This window comes from Neptunomonas marina, assembly GCF_004005935.1.
Taxonomy (GTDB): Bacteria; Pseudomonadota; Gammaproteobacteria; order Pseudomonadales; family Balneatricaceae; genus Neptunomonas; species Neptunomonas marina.
Window position 1 is genome coordinate 16650 of the sequence record NZ_SACQ01000012.1, and the last position, 13614, is coordinate 30263.

The 13614-nt window shown below is 50.5% G+C and carries 13 protein-coding genes; 6 read left to right on the forward strand and 7 right to left on the reverse strand.

The window, feature by feature from the left end:
• The first annotated feature begins 2 nt into the window (after window positions 1–2).
• From rbfA to EOE65_RS17195, 5 genes are all read left to right on the forward strand, one after another.
• Window positions 3–398 carry a 30S ribosome-binding factor RbfA gene (rbfA, locus tag EOE65_RS17175; protein WP_127696015.1) on the forward strand — a complete coding sequence of 132 codons (396 nt, stop codon included), beginning with the start codon at window positions 3–5 and terminating at the stop codon, window positions 396–398.
• 5 nt (window positions 399–403) lie between these two features.
• Entirely contained in the window at window positions 404–1366 is a 963-nt protein-coding gene (gene truB / locus EOE65_RS17180) for a tRNA pseudouridine(55) synthase TruB (protein WP_127696017.1), read from the forward strand.
• 108 nt (window positions 1367–1474) lie between these two features.
• Window positions 1475–1741: a 30S ribosomal protein S15 gene (rpsO, locus tag EOE65_RS17185; RefSeq protein WP_127696019.1), complete on the forward strand. Its 267-nt coding sequence runs from the start codon at window positions 1475–1477 to the stop codon at window positions 1739–1741.
• 191 nt (window positions 1742–1932) lie between these two features.
• Window positions 1933–4038, forward strand: a complete 2106-nt coding sequence (gene pnp, locus EOE65_RS17190) for a polyribonucleotide nucleotidyltransferase (protein WP_127696021.1) — start codon at window positions 1933–1935, stop codon at window positions 4036–4038.
• A gap of 147 nt (window positions 4039–4185) precedes the next feature.
• The gene (locus EOE65_RS17195) at window positions 4186–5400 is read left to right on the forward strand and encodes an NnrS family protein (RefSeq protein WP_127696023.1); all 1215 of its coding nucleotides are present in this window, start codon (window positions 4186–4188) and stop codon (window positions 5398–5400) included.
• Window position 5401: 1 nt separating this feature from the next.
• Here the strand turns inward: EOE65_RS17195 and EOE65_RS17200 are convergent, their stop codons facing one another.
• Both EOE65_RS17200 and rsuA read right to left on the reverse strand, forming a co-directional pair.
• A complete protein-coding gene (locus EOE65_RS17200) occupies window positions 5402–6436 on the reverse strand; it encodes a class I SAM-dependent methyltransferase (RefSeq protein ID WP_127696025.1) in 1035 nt (344 codons plus the stop codon).
• A complete protein-coding gene (gene rsuA, locus EOE65_RS17205; protein ID WP_127696027.1) occupies window positions 6433–7131 on the reverse strand; it encodes a 16S rRNA pseudouridine(516) synthase RsuA in 699 nt (232 codons plus the stop codon). Before rsuA ends, EOE65_RS17200 begins: the two co-directional genes overlap by 4 nt.
• Window positions 7132–7245: 114 nt before the next feature.
• On the opposite strand from rsuA, the gene EOE65_RS17210 reads away from it, so the two are divergent.
• On the forward strand, window positions 7246–8085 hold the full coding sequence (locus EOE65_RS17210) for a 6-carboxytetrahydropterin synthase (protein WP_127696029.1): 840 nt from the start codon (window positions 7246–7248) through the stop codon (window positions 8083–8085).
• Between the two features lie 63 nt (window positions 8086–8148).
• On the opposite strand, the gene EOE65_RS17215 is transcribed toward EOE65_RS17210, so the two are convergent.
• From EOE65_RS17215 to pcnB, 5 genes are all read right to left on the reverse strand, one after another.
• Window positions 8149–9330, reverse strand: a complete 1182-nt coding sequence (locus tag EOE65_RS17215; protein WP_127696031.1) for an acetyl-CoA C-acetyltransferase — start codon at window positions 9328–9330, stop codon at window positions 8149–8151.
• A gap of 239 nt (window positions 9331–9569) precedes the next feature.
• Window positions 9570–10418 carry a pantoate--beta-alanine ligase gene (gene panC, locus EOE65_RS17220; RefSeq protein ID WP_127696033.1) on the reverse strand — a complete coding sequence of 283 codons (849 nt, stop codon included), beginning with the start codon at window positions 10416–10418 and terminating at the stop codon, window positions 9570–9572.
• A gap of 5 nt (window positions 10419–10423) precedes the next feature.
• A complete protein-coding gene (gene panB / locus EOE65_RS17225) occupies window positions 10424–11218 on the reverse strand; it encodes a 3-methyl-2-oxobutanoate hydroxymethyltransferase (protein ID WP_127696035.1) in 795 nt (264 codons plus the stop codon).
• Between the two features lie 43 nt (window positions 11219–11261).
• The gene (folK, locus tag EOE65_RS17230) at window positions 11262–11762 is read right to left on the reverse strand and encodes a 2-amino-4-hydroxy-6-hydroxymethyldihydropteridine diphosphokinase (RefSeq protein WP_127696037.1); all 501 of its coding nucleotides are present in this window, start codon (window positions 11760–11762) and stop codon (window positions 11262–11264) included.
• On the reverse strand, window positions 11737–13200 hold the full coding sequence (gene pcnB, locus EOE65_RS17235; protein ID WP_127696039.1) for a polynucleotide adenylyltransferase PcnB: 1464 nt from the start codon (window positions 13198–13200) through the stop codon (window positions 11737–11739). The genes folK and pcnB overlap by 26 nt, the downstream gene beginning before the upstream one ends.
• Window positions 13201–13614 lie beyond the last annotated feature (414 nt).

Sequence of the window (13614 nt, forward strand, 5' to 3'; positions counted from 1 at the left end):
GTATGGCACGCGAATTTAGTCGTACCCAACGAATTGCTGAGCAGGTCCAACGCGACCTTGCTCAGTTGATTCAATTTGAAGTCAAAGATCCTCGTATGGGGATGGTGACAATCAGCCATGTCAAAGTGACCAAAGACCTTGGTTATGCGGATGTCTATGTGACAGTGATGCCGCTTGGCGACCAAGACGAGGCGGAGTCCATCGCCGCTTCTTTGCATGTATTGCGTCAAGCATCGGGCTTTCTGCGTCGTGAGTTAGCGCGCCAAATTAAACTTCGTGTTATGCCGCAGCTGCGTTTTCACTTTGATGAAAGTGTTGAACGTGGCCGCCAACTGCACAGTTTAATTGAGAAAGCTGCGCGCGAGCTGCGCGAAAAAGAACGCACTGACGAGGAGTAACGTCCGTGGCAAGGCGTCGTAAAGGCCGTCCTGTGGACGGCATTTTTTTGCTTGATAAACCTCAAGGCGTAAGTTCAAACGGTATTCTGCAACGAGTGAAGCGTATCTATGATGCAGCGAAAGCAGGCCATACCGGTGCGCTTGACCCGTTAGCTACGGGTATGTTGCCGATCACATTTGGTGAAGCGACTAAGTTCTCCCAGTTTCTTCTTGATGCGAATAAGCGCTATATCACCACGGCAAAGCTTGGCATTCGTACGGATACCAGTGATGCGGATGGTGAAGTGATTGCAACCGCAGATGTACCCAAGCTTGAGTTGTCGGAGCTGCGCAAACTGCTGGATCAGCACTTCACTGGCGAGATTGAGCAGGTGCCATCGATGTACTCTGCACTTAAGCATCAAGGTCAGCCACTTTATAAGCTTGCTAGAGCCGGTAAAACAGTCGAGGTGAAGCCGCGTCGTGTGACGGTTTTTCAGATCGATATTCTTGATCTGCGTGACGATGAGGTGGACTTAGATATTCGCTGTTCTAAAGGCACTTATATCCGCTCTATCGTTGAAGATTTAGGTTTGCTGTTAAGCTGTGGTGCTCACGTAAAAATGCTCCGCAGACTAGACTCCGGACCGTATCGTGCGGAGCAGATGCTGACGATTGATCAACTCGAAAGTTTGGCGGCGCCAAAAGCTGACAATGAGTCAGTCGAAAGCATACAAATGCGCTTAGATGCGCTATTATTAGCGCCTTGGAGTGCTATTGAAGATGCGCCTGTGGTTCAGCTGGATCAGCTAGCAACAGAGCGGCTTCTTAATGGTATTGCAGCCGATGTATCCGCCGCTCCTTGCGAGTTGGTACGGATCGAAAACGGTACCACCGGCCAGTTTCTTGGTATCGGTGAAGTGACCGACGAAGGCAAACTAAAATCAAAGCGGTTGTTGTCTACGCAGACAGCACCGAAGTCATTTTGAGCAGTGTGCTCAAACATGGCGCTGCACTGAAAATATGCTCGGTTCAGCGCGTCTATTAATCCGGCGATTAATGAATAATCGTCTGCATATTACATTGGAGAAAATACAATGCTTACAGCTGAACAAAAAGCTCAAATCGTTGCTGATTTCGCACGTAGCGAAGGCGATACTGGTTCTACAGAAGTTCAAGTTGCACTGCTAAGTGCTAACATCGAAGGTTTGCAGAGCCACTTCAAAGCGCACAAGCACGATCACCACTCTCGTCGTGGTTTGATCCGCATGGTTAACCAACGTCGTAAGTTGTTGGACTACCTGAAGCGCAAAGACGCTGACCGTTACCTTGCTTTGATCGGTCGTTTGGGACTGCGTCGCTAAGTGAGTTTCTCCAGAGGCCATACATTGTGTGGCCTCTGCTTTTTTGGCCCCGTAAAGGCGTAACGTTTCGACCCGCCTGTACTCATTTGTGTTTCGTTATCTGCTGAATACAAATGAGTACTGGCTAGCATGATGGTATGAAACAGACGTACTTGACGGGATCATTTTTCAAAATTTAGAAGGAGATAATCGTGCAAGCGATTACAAAAACATTTGAATTTGGTGGTCAAACCGTCACATTAGAAACAGGCCGTGTTGCGCGTCAGGCAACAGGTGCCGTATTAGTCACAATGGGAGAGAACCAGGTACTGTGTACGGTGGTTGGTGCAAAAGACGCTAACCCGGGTCAGGACTTCTTCCCACTGTCTGTTCACTACCAAGAGAAATACTATGCGGTTGGCCGTATCCCTGGTGGTTTCTTCAAGCGCGAAGCTCGTCCGTCTGAGAAAGAGACGCTGACGTCACGTTTGATCGACCGTCCAATCCGTCCACTTTTCCCGAAAGGCTTCATGAATGAAGTGCAGGTGATCTGTACGGTGATGTCTGCGGATAAGGTAAACGATCCCGATATCGCTGCTATGCTGGGTACATCTGCAGCACTGGCGATCTCTGGTATTCCTTTCCTTGGCCCAATCGGTGCGGCACGTGTCGGCTTTACTGAAGACGAGGGTTACCTACTTAACCCAAGCTACGAAAAACTAGCTGAGTCTGAGCTGGACATGGTGGTTGCTGGTACGTCTGATGCGGTCTTGATGGTTGAATCTGAAGCACAAGAGCTGACAGAAGATGAGATGCTCGGTGCGGTATTGTTCGCTCATGCTGAGATGCAAGTAGCAATCAACGCGATCAACGAGTTGAAAGCCGAAGCGGGCAAAACGGCTTGGGAATGGGAAGCTCCAGCGAAAAACGAAACGCTGATCGCTCAGGTACAAGAGCTAGTGGGTGCAGGTATCACTGAAGCATACCAAGTGGCTGATAAAATGCAGCGTCAAGCGGCATTGTCTGAGCTACGTAGCAAAGCTGTTGCGGCATTAGCGGGTGATGAAGAAGGCCAACCATCTGAGAAAGAAGTTTCTGCTGTGGTGGGCTCTGTTGAGAAAGCGACAGTTCGTCAGCGCATCGTTAACGGTGAGCCACGTATCGACGGTCGAGACACGAAAACTGTACGTGGTATCAATGTTGAGATTGATCTACTGAAAGGTACGCACGGTTCTGCGCTGTTTACGCGTGGTGAAACGCAGTCTATCGCTACCTGTACTCTGGGTACTGCACGTGATGCTCAGATCATCGATGCCCTAGAAGGCGAGCGTAAAGATCCATTTATGCTGCACTACAACTTCCCTCCATATTCGGTAGGTGAAGCGGGCCGTATGGGTGCGACGGGTCGTCGTGAGATTGGTCATGGCCGTTTGGCACGTCGTGGTGTTGCAGCGGTACTGCCAACACAAGAAGAGTTCCCATACACGATCCGTATTGTTTCTGAGATCACAGAATCTAACGGTTCTAGCTCAATGGCATCTGTATGTGGCGCGTCACTTTCTATGATGGATGCTGGTGTACCGTTGAAAGCGCCGGTTGCCGGTATCGCAATGGGCTTGGTGAAAGAAGCCGACCAATTTGCCGTACTAACCGATATCCTAGGCGATGAAGATCACCTAGGTGACATGGACTTTAAAGTAGCTGGTACTGAGCAGGGTATTACTGCACTGCAGATGGATATCAAGATCACAGGTATCACTGAAGAGATCATGGAGATCGCACTTGAGCAAGCGTTCGAAGCGCGTGTTCACATCTTGAAAGAGATGGCGAAGGTAATCGGTTACGCACGCCCTGAGCTGCCAGACAACGCACCAGCGATGACTCAGCTGAAGATCAACCCAGAGAAGATTCGTGACGTTATCGGTAAAGGCGGCGCAACAATTCGCAGCCTAACTGAAGAAACTGGCGCGATGATCGATATCGACGACGACGGTACAGTACGCATCTACGCTGCCGATAAAGCAGCAGCGAAAGAGGCGACTGATCGCGTTATCGCAATTACTGCCGAAGCTGAAGTTGGCAAAATCTACGAAGGTAAAGTTGTTCGCATCGAAGAGTTTGGTGCATTCGTGAACATCCTGCCGGGTAAAGATGGTTTGGTTCACATCTCGCAAATCGCTAACAAGCGCGTTGAGAAAGTGACTGACTACATCAATATGGACGATGTTGTTAAGGTTAAAGTGTTGGAAGTTGACCCACGCGGTCGTATCAAACTTTCCATGAAAGACCTGATTGAAGACGAATCAGTCGACAACTAAGCAACACACTCTGAAAAAGCCCTCCTTGTGAGGGCTTTTTTGTTGTGTGTGATATGCGGATGTATCGTGATTTTTGACGAATCTTGCGATTTGTTAAGGTTTTTTGTGGCGTCAGTATCGATCATAACCCTTCGTTAGGAGGTTGCTATGTCGTTTGTTTTCTTCGAAAGCCAACCCAAATCCTTTTGGGGGGTGTTACTTAGCAATGGTTTTCGGCCATTGTTTCTGTGTGTTGGGCTGGCTGGCCTGCTACTCATTGCGCTTTGGATTCCTCTGTTTGCGGGCCACATTACGTTACCTTTAGGTATGTCATCGATATTGTGGCACGCTCACGAGATGCTGTTTGGTTTTGTCGGCGCGGCCATGGGCGGCTTTTTGTTGGCAGCGGTGTCGAAATGGACGGGGCGTTTTCCCGTGAGCGGCGGTGCGCTGGCACTCTTGGTGGTGCTATGGATGAGCGGGCGCATCGTCATGTTGCTCTCTGGAACATTGCCGGCATGGTTGGTCGCTACGGTTGATGTCAGCTACGGGCTTTGTCTCGCGGCGCTGGTGGGGCGAGAGATCATCGCGTCAGGTAATCGCCGCAATTATAAAGTTATTGTGCTACTGCTTGTTTTCGCCGCGTTGAAAGTCGTGTTTCACTGCGCCGTAGCTTTGCCTGAGTGGGATCCAAATATCGCCATCAGAGGCGCTGTGATGCAGATCTGTATGATGCTCTCGCTGATTGGTGGGCGCATTACACCGGCATTTACACGTAACTATCTTATGAAGCAAAACCCGGCGCTAACTTTGGCGCCAGCGGCTTTTGGTCGTTTGGATATTGCCGCAACGCTGACTTTGTTAGCTGCTGCGCTCAGTTGGATCGCACTGCCCACCGCTGTATTTTCCGCCTACTTACTTATGGTCGCAGGCCTATTGCAGATAATGCGCCTTGTGCGCTGGAAAGGTTGGCTAGCTCTGGATGAGCCTTTATTGTGGATATTGCACCTAGGGTTTGTCTGGTTAGGGCTAGGTCTTGTGCTACTTGGCGCCGGTGTGCTGGATAGTTCACTTGGATCCGTGGGCTTTCACGGTTTAGGTATCGGCGCTATGGCGTCGATGATTTTGGGGGTGGCCTCGCGTGCAGCACTGGGTCATACCCAGCGTCCGCTGGTGGCAGGTAAGTTGATGACAGTGGCATTTATGCTATTAAGCGGCGCAGCCGTATTGCGGATTCTCGTATCGCTGTTGGCTGCTTCGTTATACTGGCCGCTGTTGTATGGTGCTGCGTTGCTATGGCTAGCCGGCATGTTGCTGTTCTGTATCCGCTATGTGCCGATTCTAGTGAAGCCTGCACCGAGCTGGCGCTACCCCGGAGCATAGATTAACGGGGCTGGCGTAGCCTAATCAGTTTGAAGTGCTCGGTTACAACGGGTGTGGCGATCTCTTGGAAGTAGGGTTGCGCCTTGCGTTCAAGCCCGATATGTAAGTTGGTGACAAAAATCGCCACGCCTTCAGAGGTGAGGTGTCGAGCAGCACTTTGAATAAACCGCTCAGTCAGGTCGCCACTGATACCAAAGCCACTATGAAACGGTGGATTACAGATAACGGCATCAAAGCGGGATTCAATACTCTTGCCACAATCGGAGGCGATAACCTCGCCAAGCGTATTGAACTGCGCGAAGTTCTCCCGGCAAGCTGCTACAGCTGCTGCGTTGTTGTCTGTGGCGCTGATATGTGCACCGAGCAAACGATGGCTATGTAAGCTTAGGTAGCCGTAGCCACAGCCAAGATCCAATAGTGATTTGATCTCCACCCCTGCGCTTAGTGTGCGTAAGTGTTCGACAAGCAAAGCGCTGCCTTTATCGATCTTATCCCAGCCAAATACGCCGGGCTTGCTCCAGAAGTGAAAGCTCTCATCGCGAGGGGCTTGGCGTAGGGTGAGATAGTCCTGGTCGTCCAGCGGCGTGAATTGGTTAATCGTTACAGCAGCAGCCCATGTTTGTTTATCTGCTTTCCAACTCTCTGCGCTGCTATGTGCTGCTTTTGCCGCCCGATCAATAAAGCCTTTGATTCCCTCTTGCTTCATGCCTGTAATGATCAACTTGCCATTAGCGACTAATTTCGCTGCCGCTTGATTGATCAGGTGATGGGCACGCGCTTTCTCTTTCGGGATTCGTATAAGAGCCGTGTGGTAGTGGTTAGCCGTGACATTTTCTAGACCGTCGCAGAAATCGCACTGCCAGCCACGTTCAGTCAGGCCTTGGTAGATATCAAAGCGGTTAGTGAAGGCATGGACTGAGGGATTAACCGCGGGCAGTGTTTCGAAATCAAGGTTGTCGTCCACCAACCATAGAGCGGGTGCGCTGATTTGGCGAAACTCGTCAAACAATAGAGCGAAGGCGCTATCTCGGCTCATGCAACCACCCGCTCAATCTCTTCTTGCGTGAGTGGGCGATATTCACCAGGCAGCAGCTCTTCATCGAGATCGATGCTACCGATGCGGTCACGATGTAGCTCCACGACGCGATTGCCAATAGCGGCAAACATACGTTTCACCTGATGATAGCGTCCCTCAGTCAGTGTGAGATAGGCCTCGTGGTTCGCTAAAATCTCGAGTGCAGCAGGCTTGGTGGGCTCTTTCTCGCCCTGCAGCAAGATGCCAGTGGCGAAGGTGTCAATCGCCTCCTCAGGAATAGGGTCGGCGGTCACCACGTGATAACGTTTGCTGCATTGGTGGCGCGGCGATGTAATCTTATGGGACCACTGTCCGTCATCTGTAATCAGCACAAGCCCTGTGGTATCCACATCTAAGCGACCCGCTAAGTGCAACTCTTCTGGGCGGACTTCATCGATTAGCAAGCCGTTAATGGTTGGGTGCGTGCCGTCATCACTTGAGCAAACATAACCCTGAGGTTTGTAGAGCATGAAGTAACGCGGTTTAGGTGCAGATATCTCGCGATCATCCAAGGTGACCACATCATCTTCGCTGAGCTTGTAGCTGCTATCACGCAGCGCCTTGCCGTTCACTTCGACGCGGTCTTTATGCATCATGCGCTTGATATCTTTACGGGAAAAACCAGTGGATTGAGAAAGGTATTTATCGATGCGCATGAGCTGTTTGTCTCGCCTTGAAAAAGCGCCATTATAGCGCTTTTGTCAGCGTAAATGCTGCCTTTGTAGTCAATTCCGAGTAGAATAGTCGGCTTCTAATTGAGGCGGAATATCGTGAAACTTTTTGTTAACAACTTAACCAATATCGACTTCTCTTATCTGCATACTGAGCGCGGCTTGATGGGTGAATCTTGGCTGGTACAGCTGCAGCTAGATGGTGCTTTGAATGACCAAGGGATGATCTGTGATTTTGGGATCGTTAAGAAAGTTGTTAAGGAGTGGATGGATACGTTTGCGGACCACGTCTTGCTGGTGCCTGTGGGCAGTGATCAAGCTGATTTGCAATACCATGACCAGCAAGCGCAGCTTACTTGGCACTATAAAGAGGGCGAAGCGTTGGTTTGTCAGTCGCCAGCGCAAGCGATCATCGCCGTCGAAACGCCTGAAATTACGCCGCAAAGCTTGGCTCAGTGGTGTGAGGCTAAACTTAAAGCGCTTTTTCCTGGTGAGGTAAAGGGGCTTAAGCTGCACTTTGTTGCAGAGCCAGAGCAGGGCGCTTTCTATCACTATAGCCATGGTTTACAGCAGCACGAGGGTAACTGCCAGCGTATCGCCCACGGCCATCGCTCGCAATTGCACATCTACCGCAATGGGCAACGCGATAGCCTGTTAGAGCGCGAATGGGCAGAGCGCTGGCAAGATATCTATTTGGGGACGACGGCTCACCGCCAACCAGACCCTAAGCCGGGTGTATATGCATACTGTTATCAGGCACCTCAAGGGCAGTTCGAGCTGTCTTTACCGGCGAGCCGTTGCTATGACCTCGACACTGAGACAACGGTTGAGTTGATCGCTGAACACTTAGCAGAGCAAGTGAAAGCAGTCTTTCCGGATGACTCGATTGAAGTGCACGCGTTTGAAGGGATTGGCAAAGGCGCCATCTCCGTTCGCTGATTCACAGGCAAAAAAACCGCAGTTAAGACTGCGGTTTTTTATATGGGTCAGTCGAGAGCCGGTTTAGTCGCGCTCAATCGCCAAAGAGGTTCCCATACCACCGCCGATACATAGCGTAGCCATGCCTTTTTTCGCATCGCGGCGGCCCATCTCATGAATGAGAGAGACTAAAATACGGCAGCCTGATGCACCAATTGGGTGGCCCAGTGCAATTGCGCCGCCGTTGACGTTAACGATATCGGTATTCCAGCCTAGCTCTTTATTTACAGACATCGCTTGTGCAGCGAATGCTTCGTTGGCTTCAACGAGGTCAAGGTCGTTGATGCTCCAACCTGCCTTCTCTAGCGCTTTTTGAGTCGCGCAGATTGGGCCTGTGCCCATGATTGCTGGATCAACACCCGCAGAAGCGTAAGCGCTAATACGTGCTAGAACAGGTAAACCAAGCTCAGCTGCTTTGTCTGCAGAGCATACGATAACCGCTGCTGCGCCATCGTTGATGGTTGATGCGTTACCCGCTGTGACAGTGCCATCTTTTTTGAAGGCTGGGCGTAGTTTCGCCAGCGCATCAACCGTACAGCCAAAACGCGGTTGCTCGTCAGTGTCGAACACAACCGGATCACCTTTACGCTGCGGGATCACGACTGGGATGATCTCATCTTTGAACTTACCAGCCGTCACAGCCGCTTCAGCTTTGTTTTGAGATGCAGTGGCAAAGGTGTCTTGTTCTTCACGTGAGAAACCGTATTTCTCAACGATGTTCTCCGTTGTAATGCCCATATGGTAGTTGTTGAACGCGTCCCATAGGCCATCGGTGATCATGGTATCGACCATTTTCCAGTCACCCATGCGTGCGCCGTTACGTGAGTTTGGCAATACGTGAGGTGATTGGCTCATGTTCTCTTGGCCACCTGCGATGATGATGTCAGCATCGCCGCAGCGGATCGCTTGCGCTGCCATCTGCACGGCTTTTAGGCCAGAACCGCAGACTTTGTTGATAGTGAGGGCAGAAACTTCCTGTGGAATACCCGCATTGATAAGCGCTTGACGTGCTGGGTTTTGGCCACAACCTGCGGTCAATACTTGGCCGAGGATCACCTCATCGATTTGAGCTGGGTCGATCTTCGTCTGCTCTAGCAAGCCTTTGAGTACCGTTGCGCCAAGATCCGATGCGGAAACTTTTGCCAACGATCCATTGAATGCTCCGACCGCTGTACGTCCAGCGGCAACAATAACGACATCACGCATGTTTTTGCCTCATTTCAAACAAGTTCTATGGTCCCTAAAAAGGGTGAGTGTATGCAGAATAAGTGACTCAATTATTGCGAAGTGCAAAAACATCCGAGCCCATACTATTCGACCTACCGCTATGTTGCAGTGCAACAAGACGCTCAGTGTGCGGTAGAGACGTGTCTATTGCAAGTCTCTGAAGCTTATCAGTGACTCACAATAGACGTTAGCAAGGCCCTTATGGAGAGGGAAGGGGACTAAAGGTTAACGACCTGATTGTCGAGTAGGCGGGCAGGTCCCATATAAGCGGCGGCTAGAATCACCAGCTGTTGGTCGTTCTCATTCGCAGGAAGTAGGTCTGACTGGCGCACGATCACGAAATAGTCGCGCTTAAAGCCAACCTCTTCGAGCTGCTTTTGAGCACTTTCTTCTAGCTCCGTGTAGTGGCGGTGACCAGCGACGATTGCGTCACGAGTACGCTTCAGCACTTGATTAAGAGCGGTAGCACGCTCCATCTCGTCAGCACTGAGGTACCCATTACGGGAGCTTAGTGCTAAGCCCGCCTCATTGCGCACGATGGGAGAACCCTGAATCTCAATAGGCAGACTTAGGTCTCTTGTCATGCGGCGGATAACGTAGAGCTGCTGGTAGTCTTTCTCGCCAAAGACGGCGATATCAGGCTGCACCATACCAAACAGTTTGCAAACAATGGTGGCAACGCCTTGGAAGTGACCAGGACGGCTCGCGCCACAGTAGAGGTCTGAAACCTCGGGTACTTCAACCATGGTTTGCTTTTCGCGTCCGTCTGGATATACCTCCGCCTCGGTGGGGGCGAACAGGTAGTGACAGCCTGCAGCAATCAACTTTTGCTGATCATCAGCTAGCGTGCGTGGGTACTTATCGAGATCTTCACCGGCTGCGAATTGCAGCGGATTTACAAAGATTGTCGCGACAACAATATCGGACTCTTCCAGTGCCTGCTCAACAAGAGCGATGTGCCCTGCATGCAGGTTTCCCATAGTGGGAACGAGACCAATACGCTTGCCAGCGGCACGTTCAGCCGCCAGCACGCTACGGAGCTGTTCCGTTGAGTGAAATGTTTGCATAGGACTTATTCGAAGCTGTGTTCTGCTTGAGGGAAACTCCCCTCTTTGACCGCTGTAGCGTAGGCTACGAGCGCTTCTTGGACTGAGCTAGCATCTGCCATGAAGTTTTTGACAAACTTAGGCGAGCGGCCTGGCGTTAAACCTAGCATGTCATGCAGGACGAGTACTTGAGCATCTGTTTGTGCTCCGGCACCGATACCGATAACCGGGATGTCTACAGCTTGCGTGACTTCCTCAGCCAACAGCGATGGTACGCACTCTAGCAGTAGTAGGCTGGCACCTGCTTGCTCTAAACGCACGGCATCTTCGATCATCTGCTTGGCGCTATCGCGATCACGCCCTTGGACTTTGTAACCCCCTAGCTTGTTAACGGCTTGTGGAGTCAGCCCTAAATGGACGCAAGTTGGGACGCCGCGCTCAGATAGCAGCGTTACGCTTTCGGCCAGCCAAGCACCGCCCTCAAGCTTGACGATGTGAGCACCTGCTTGCATTAATTGCGCGGCGTTTTCCATCGTTTGCTCAGGCGTGGCATAGCTCATAAACGGCAGGTCAGCCATCACCATAGAGCCTTGGTTACCACGGGTAACACAAGCCGTGTGATATGCCATCTCTTCCATTGTAACCGGTAGGGTACTGTCTTGGCCTTGTAGAACCATACCCAGAGAATCGCCTACCAGAATCACCTCTACCCCAGCTTCGCTAACGGCGTGCGCGAAACACGCGTCATATGCCGTAAGTACAGCGAATTTCTCACCTGCTTTCTTGCAAGCGGATAATGTATGTAATGTGACTTTGTTCATAGGCAACTCAAATCTGTTTTAGAAAAGCTAATTTCGTAAGTGATTATACCGATATCTTCTCGAGTGTGCCCACAGGGCATGCTACTAATAGATCACTTATTGGCCGCTGAGGGGGGAAGATTAACTCGCTATTAATCTCTGCCATTGGCCAAAGCACGAAGTTACGCTGGGTCGCGAATGGGTGAGGTACTTGTAAACGCTCAGTATCTATCACCGCTTCGCCGAAGAGAATAATATCGAGATCAAGCGTCCTTGGGCCCCAGTGTTGTTTACGTATCCGGCGGTGTTGTTGCTCTATCGCTTGCAAGGCATCCAAGAGCTGCTCAGGTGCGAGCGTCGTTTCGAGCAGCGCGACAGCGTTAATAAAGTCGGGCTGGTCTTGAGGTCCGACTGGATCGGACCGGTAGATGCTCGATTGAGCAAGGAGTGTGCAATTGGGGAGCTGCGCAAGCTCCGCAAAAGCACGCGTCACTTGTGCAATAGGATCATCTAAATTGCTGCCTAAGCCGATATAGCACTTACGATGTTTTGTTTCTTGGGTCATTTTTTGCTCTGCTGCGACGACGTGGCTTGCGAGGCGAGCGTGCGCTCTTGTCGGTAGGGATGGCGTTCACCATCTCCTCTTTACGCTCACTGTTAGCCGATTGAAACTCTGTCCACCACTCACCTAAGTTGTCTAGGGACTCACCACTTTGTTCGCGTAGGAGTAAAAGGTCATACGCTGCGCGAAAGCGCGGATGATCGAGCGTTTGTTGGGCTCGATTACCATGGCGTCTCGGTAGGCGCAGCTGTAACTCCCAAATCTCTCGGATCGGTGTAGAGAAGCGGCGTGGAATCGCTGTACGTTTTACCTGCTCAGCTAAAACATCGTTCGCAGCGGCATGCAGGGCTGCCAGCACCGGCATTTTGCTATCCGCATCGCGCAGCGCTTGCATCCGTGTTTGCAGCGGGTGCCAGAGCATGGTCGCGTATAAAAAGGCTGGTGTAACACTCTTACGTTGATTGATGCGGCGGTCGGTATTTTTCAGCCCAGCAACAATCAACGACTCCACTAAACCGCTATCGTCTTGCTGAAGCGCAGCTTCAACGCCCGGTAAGAGTTGTACGAAAAGATCGTACTCTCTTAATAGTGTAAATGAACCAACGGCATGCCCGGATTGGAACAGTTTCAGTACTTCGTCAAATAGGCGTGCAGGGGCGATACCTTGTAGCAAACCCGACAGTTCGCGGATAGGTGCTTCAGTTTGAGGCTCGATGGAAAACTTCAGTTTCGCGGCAAAGCGAATAGCGCGAAGCATGCGCACAGGGTCTTCACGATAGCGGCTTTCTGGGTCGCCAATCATGCGGATTTTCTTAGCGTTTAAATCCTCATAGCCTTGCGTGAAGTCATAAATTTTGTGGCTGTTAACGCAGTAATACAACGCATTGATGGTGAAATCGCGGCGAATGGCATCGTCTTCAATCGAGCCGTAAACGTTGTCACGCAGGATTAAACCAGAATCAGCTTGCTTACCATGGTTGTCGCTTTGCTTCTTCGCACTGTCATGATCTGCGCGGAAGGTTGCAACTTCGATAATTTCACGCCCAAAGCGCACATGGAGTAGTTTGAAGCGGCGGCCAATCAAACGTGAGCGTTTAAACAGCTCGTGAGCTTGCTCAGGGTGTGCGCTGGTCGCGACATCAAAATCCTTAGGACGCTTCTTTAGTAAAAGGTCGCGAATACAACCACCCACTAGATAGGCTTCATGGCCTTGGTCTGTTAAGCGGTAGACCACTTTTGTGGCGTTATCGTCCAGAAACTTGCGGCGAATTTGATGGATATCTTCAGGTATCACAACCGCGCCATTGGCAAGCGTCTCAATTACGTTCGTCTTCTCGACTACATCAGCTTTGGGTGCTGGTGGGCGGACGGTGGCTTCGGTTTGAGAGGTGCGTTTCTGGCTAAGAAAGCCCGTAATTTTCTGAATTAAACGCTTCGGCATGTTTAAGACTTATCCGCTTACAATTTGAATGGCGCGCATCATAACACTGAAAAGGGGGGACAGTAAGCGCAGAGAAGATAATCGAATAAGTGAAATAAGAAAGGAGATGTAGAGCTGATCGCGAGCTGCAAGTAGCCTAACCCTATTGTTATTATTTTGCCGGATGTTGTGTTTACTTCATCTGGCGATCAGCACTGTTTAAGCCTCATTTTTATTATTATTCGAGGTAGTTAACTTTCCGACACGCTGCCTATTTTTATTTTTATTAATGGTTTGTGTTTAAAAGTCTGATTTTTGTTGTTTGTACACCATAGATAAAGCAGTTGGTGTGCCAGTTTTTTTAAGTGTTTGTTTTTTAAGGTTTTTATTTTTTTTGGTGCTTTTTCTTATCTATGCTAAGCACGGTAACGTAAC

Coding starts and splice junctions, on each gene's coding strand:
- rsuA (WP_127696027.1), bottom strand. CDS start 7,131: ATGCGCATCGATAAATACCTTTCTCAATCCACTGGTTTTTCCCGTAAA.
- pcnB (WP_127696039.1), bottom strand. CDS start 13,200: ATGCCGAAGCGTTTAATTCAGAAAATTACGGGCTTTCTTAGCCAGAAA.
- rbfA (WP_127696015.1), top strand. CDS start 3: ATGGCACGCGAATTTAGTCGTACCCAACGAATTGCTGAGCAGGTCCAA.
- EOE65_RS17215 (WP_127696031.1), bottom strand. CDS start 9,330: ATGCGTGATGTCGTTATTGTTGCCGCTGGACGTACAGCGGTCGGAGCA.
- panB (WP_127696035.1), bottom strand. CDS start 11,218: ATGAACAAAGTCACATTACATACATTATCCGCTTGCAAGAAAGCAGGT.
- EOE65_RS17200 (WP_127696025.1), bottom strand. CDS start 6,436: ATGAGCCGAGATAGCGCCTTCGCTCTATTGTTTGACGAGTTTCGCCAA.
- panC (WP_127696033.1), bottom strand. CDS start 10,418: ATGCAAACATTTCACTCAACGGAACAGCTCCGTAGCGTGCTGGCGGCT.
- EOE65_RS17195 (WP_127696023.1), top strand. CDS start 4,186: ATGTCGTTTGTTTTCTTCGAAAGCCAACCCAAATCCTTTTGGGGGGTG.
- rpsO (WP_127696019.1), top strand. CDS start 1,475: ATGCTTACAGCTGAACAAAAAGCTCAAATCGTTGCTGATTTCGCACGT.
- folK (WP_127696037.1), bottom strand. CDS start 11,762: ATGACCCAAGAAACAAAACATCGTAAGTGCTATATCGGCTTAGGCAGC.